The sequence below is a fragment of the uncultured Mucilaginibacter sp. genome, from assembly GCF_903913935.1.
In the GTDB taxonomy this organism is placed as follows: domain Bacteria; phylum Bacteroidota; class Bacteroidia; order Sphingobacteriales; family Sphingobacteriaceae; genus Mucilaginibacter.
In genome coordinates, this window is the sequence record NZ_CAIWNH010000517.1 from 1 (window position 1) to 4,473 (window position 4,473).

Below are 4,473 nucleotides of genomic sequence, written 5' to 3' on the forward strand. Positions count from 1 at the left end.
TTACATAGCTGAATTAAAATGACAGTGGTCACATAACTAACTGATATTAAGCATACTTACAGTTGTTTTGTATAACAATAAATGGCGGCTAAAATGCGCTATAGCGATGATTTTCAGACGCATGGTTGTATTGCGCTTCGATGTAAAATGTTTGGGTATTTCGTAATGGAAAATTACTTTATGGAAAGCTCTTTTGCTTTAAGGCTGTCCTGGAGTTTTTGTTTCTTTTTCTGTTTCTCCAGGTTTTTAAAATACCCGCGCAACAAAAAGTTATGTTTTAAGGCTTCCATATCCTGGTTAAAACCGTCAGTGCCTTTCCTTACATTTTCCATGCTTGTGCCCAGGTTTTTTGCGAGGGTAGAGTCTTTTAATAGCATATGCAGCGTTCCGCTTCCCTTGTTCAGGCTACCATTTAAATCTTTTACCATATCATTAAGTTGTATGGTTAAATTATTCGCGTTATTACCCGCTGATTTGATCCTGGCAACAGCTTCTTTTAAATTTCCGGCCATTCCCGTATCAGACAGCAGAAGCCCGGCCGTTCCCTTCCCTTGTTTTATGTGAGTTACCAGCAGGTTAAGGCCTTTTGTCATCTCGTTGGCATTAGCACTTGCTTTACTTATATTTTGCAACGTTATTCTGGCATTTTCAACTACGCCCTTATCGTTTAGCAACTCCCACATAGTTGAATTATTTACCCTTGTGACAGCCGTTTTTAAGCCTTCGGATATCGTGGCTATATTATTGTTCGATTTTGATAAAGTTAACAGCATTTCATCCATATTGATCGCGTTTCGGGTAGCCAATACATCGCCATCCTTTACGCCGTGCCCGGGCACTTTTGCAGGCGAAATATTAACTACTTTATCGCCCATCAGTCCTTCAGTTCCTATAGAAGCCACTGCAGTCTCCTTTATAAAAGGCTTTATTTTATCGTCGATCGTTAACAGCACTTCGATGGTGGAGTCATTAATAATCTCGATGTTTTTTACCGTACCGGCTTGTATGCCTGCATATAAAACATTATTGCCTACAATTAACCCGCTTGTATTGGAAAAACGAACCTTTAGCTGAAAATTTGAGCCAAACAGGTTCCGGTTCTTACCTATTATATAAAAACTAAATATGAGCACCAATAGCCCTATTGATACAAATAAGCCTAGTTTAACATTGTTTTCTCCCTGGTTTGCCATTTTAAATTATTCAAAAAATTGTTTTACATTTTTATCAGCCGATACCAGAAGTTCCTCATATGTGCCGTCTGTATAACATTTGCCATCCAAAAGCAACACTACCCGGTCTGCCGTATTTTTAACACAATTCATATCATGTGAAATGACAATGGATGATGCTTTGTATTTCTTTTGTAACTTAACTATCAGCTTGTCAATTTCTCTAGCCGTTACGGGGTCGAGCCCTGTTGTTGGTTCATCATATAAAATAATTTCCGGTTTCAGGATCATCGTCCTGGCAAGCGCTATGCGCTTTGCCATTCCGCCCGACAGCTCAGCCGGCATCATATCAACGGTATGTGGTAAACCCACGTTTTCAAGTGCTTCTTTTACCAAATTATCAATATCATGCTGGGTAACTTCTATCCAGTGCCTGCGTAATGAAAATTCAAGATTCTCCCGCACGGTCATTGAATCATACAACGCGTTGCTTTGAAACAGGAAACCTACTTTGGTTCTTATCCGGTCAAGCTCATCATGGTTCAATTCGGCGACATTATCGCCAAAAACCAGGATGCGCCCACTGTCGGGTTTCATTAAACCAATAATACATTTTATCAGTACTGATTTGCCCGCACCCGATTTTCCCAGTACAACTACATTTTCGTCCTTGTGTACAGTTAAGTTAAAATCATCCAAAACCACATTATCGCCGAAGGCTTTACATAGATTTTCGATAACGATAACAGGTTCCTTTTTACCGCTGGTTGTTGATGTGTTAACTACTGTTTTCATATCCATCAATTTAAACCTAACACGTCGGTTATCTGCACAGCAAGCAAGTCAATTATGAATATCAGTACGGAAGCCAGCACTACTGCTGAGTTTGCCGAACTTCCGACACCCCTGGTACCTTTGCTTGAAAAATAACCTTTGTAGCAACCGACGATGCCAACGGCAAAACCAAAGAAAAACGTTTTAATTACCGCAGGTGCAATGTCACCATAAACAAGGCTATTAAATATTTCAGAAAAAAACAGGTGCAGGCTGGTTACTGAACGGATATTAACGCCCACGTAGGCCCCAAATAAAGCAATCGCATCACCTAATATGGTTAATATGGGCAGCATTAAAGTGGTGGCGACTACCCTTGTGGCAACCAGGTATTTAAATGGATTGGTGCCTGCAACCTCCATTGCATCTATCTGTTCGGTCACTTTCATTGAGCCGAGTTCCGCACCTATACTACTTCCGATCTTTCCCGCGAAGATTAAGCCAGTTATCACTGGTCCGATTTCTCGGATAATGGCAACGCCAACCATTATCGGTAGTTGCGAGGCCACGCCGTACACCACCATGGATGGCCTTAACTGCATAGTGAGCACTAAACCCATTATAAAACCGGTAAGGCCTACCAGCGGGAGGGAGTTATAACCAATAAAATAGCATTGCGCCAGTAGTTCTTTTATCTCGTAACGGGGTTTCATACCGACGGTAAAAAAATTACCTGCAAACCTGGCGATGCTCCCGGTTTGGTTAAAATATTCACGCATTTTTACTAGAAAATCCATTTGTTTAAGTTAAGGTATCATTGTGTTAAGACCCCGGCTTTTTGTGATGCAGGTGAATATGTCACTGCAAAAAGAAATTCCTTTTTTCCTTCTTTCAATATGGCGGCTTTTATGTTCAGTTCATCTTTAATTTTCACCCTAAGCGCTTCCTGTGCGCAAGGTTCGCCATGTACCAGGTAAACCTTTGACGGGAGTGTTTTGAATTTTTTCAGCCAACTGATCAATTCTCCCTGGTCAGCATGAGCCGATAACCCACCTATTTCTTTTACAAGTGCTAACGCAGGATAATAATGCCCATGGATCTTTATTTCGTGGGTTTGATTTAACAGGGCCCGGCCGCGCGTTCCCTCAGCCTGGAAACCAATAATGAGAATGGTGTTTTTTGAATCGGTAATGTAATGTTTAAGGTATTCAAGCACCCGGCCACCGGTAAGCATCCCACTTGCTGCCAGGATAATTTTACTCCCTTTTTGTTTGATGATCTTCTCTGTACCTGTATAATCTTCGTTAATGGTTATTCCGCTGAACATTTGAGCGCATTCCTTTTCAGGAATAGTTATCCAATCCGGGTATTTCAGCAGATCTCTGCTCGCAGAGGCTGCCATGGGGCTGTCTAAAAAAACAGGAATAGCCGTAGGGATTCTTTTTTGTTTTTTTAACCGGTATAACATATGCATGATTTCCTGTGCCCGCCCGACGGCAAAGGTTGGGATCAGGATATTTCCCCGCCTGAAAATAGTGTCGTTTATCAGAAAAACCAGTTCGTCAGCCGGATCGTCTTTGTCATGCAGCCTGTCGCCGTAGGTTGATTCCATTATTACGAAATCGGCCAAGTCTGAATGAACTGGTGCCGGAAGCAATTCAGAATGTGGGCGACCAATATCTCCCGAGAAAACAATTTTCTTGCCAAAACAATTGATCAATATGGAGCAGGCGCCGGGGATATGCCCCGCAACGGAAAACCTGAAATTAACATGGTCATTTAAAACGTAATTTTTTTCAGCATCAACAGGCACAAAATAGCGAAGCGAAGCTTCCACATCGGCAATCGTATATAAGGGGAGTGCCGGAGCATGTTTTGTATAACCGCGTTCGTTTGCTTTCCGTGCATCTTCTTCCTGTAATTTGGCGCTGTCGCGTAAAATTAGTTCTGTCAGGTCCCGCGTTGGTTTGCTCATGTAAATTTTGCCCCTGTAGCCATTTTTAATCAATACGGGGATGTAGCCGCAATGGTCCAGATGGGCGTGCGTGATAATCAGCGCATCAATAGCCGAAGCTTTAACCGTTAATGGCTGCCAGTTCTTTTCACGTACCGATTTTATTCCCTGGTATAAGCCGCAATCCACCATAATAGTCAAACCCGGTGTCCGTATTAAATGCTTTGAACCGGTAACGGTTTCAGCGGCACCAAGGGATTGGATATAAATTGCTTTATCATCCCCGAAAGTTATTTCATGTGGATTGGTATTCATGGTGTTTTTTTTTATTCGCTTTTTATTACATCCATTGTGCCGCAAAGCGGTTAAACTCGTGCCTTAATTCATTGAAGATTTTTTCCTCGGTAACAAACTGCTCATACAAATACTCATTTTCTGTAAAGTTACTTTCACCAAAAAAGCCGGACGTGGTAACTACCTCTTCCTCGATGTGCTTAAGGTTTTTACGAATATCATGCATCAGGTCGTCAATATACCTTTGATGAATAATAAACTGGTTTTGAAAATGATCAA

At 41.6% G+C, this 4,473-nt stretch carries 5 protein-coding genes; all 5 read right to left on the bottom strand.

Translation table 11 applies throughout. The annotated features are described in order from the left end of the window. Positions 1-173 precede the first annotated feature (173 nt). Positions 174-1,193, bottom strand: coding sequence for an MlaD family protein (locus tag QZY09_RS20845; protein WP_295675666.1), 1,020 nt, complete (start codon positions 1,191-1,193; stop codon positions 174-176). A gap of 6 nt (positions 1,194-1,199) precedes the next feature. Continuing rightward, positions 1,200-1,967, bottom strand: coding sequence for an ABC transporter ATP-binding protein (locus tag QZY09_RS20850; RefSeq protein ID WP_295675668.1), 768 nt, complete (start codon positions 1,965-1,967; stop codon positions 1,200-1,202). A gap of 5 nt (positions 1,968-1,972) precedes the next feature. Next, positions 1,973-2,743, bottom strand: a complete 771-nt coding sequence (locus tag QZY09_RS20855; RefSeq protein ID WP_295675670.1) for an ABC transporter permease — start codon at positions 2,741-2,743, stop codon at positions 1,973-1,975. Positions 2,744-2,760: 17 nt separating this feature from the next. Beyond that, positions 2,761-4,215 (bottom strand): MBL fold metallo-hydrolase, encoded by a 1,455-nt coding sequence (locus QZY09_RS20860; RefSeq protein WP_295675672.1) that lies wholly within the window; start codon positions 4,213-4,215, stop codon positions 2,761-2,763. 25 nt (positions 4,216-4,240) lie between these two features. Continuing rightward, positions 4,241-4,473, bottom strand: a 233-nt coding sequence (locus QZY09_RS20865; RefSeq protein WP_295675674.1) for a hypothetical protein, incomplete at its 5' end; no start/stop codon positions are given.

Coding starts and splice junctions, on each gene's coding strand:
- QZY09_RS20845 (WP_295675666.1), bottom strand. CDS start 1,193: ATGGCAAACCAGGGAGAAAACAATGTTAAACTAGGCTTATTTGTATCA.
- QZY09_RS20855 (WP_295675670.1), bottom strand. CDS start 2,743: ATGGATTTTCTAGTAAAAATGCGTGAATATTTTAACCAAACCGGGAGC.
- QZY09_RS20860 (WP_295675672.1), bottom strand. CDS start 4,215: ATGAATACCAATCCACATGAAATAACTTTCGGGGATGATAAAGCAATT.
- QZY09_RS20850 (WP_295675668.1), bottom strand. CDS start 1,967: ATGAAAACAGTAGTTAACACATCAACAACCAGCGGTAAAAAGGAACCT.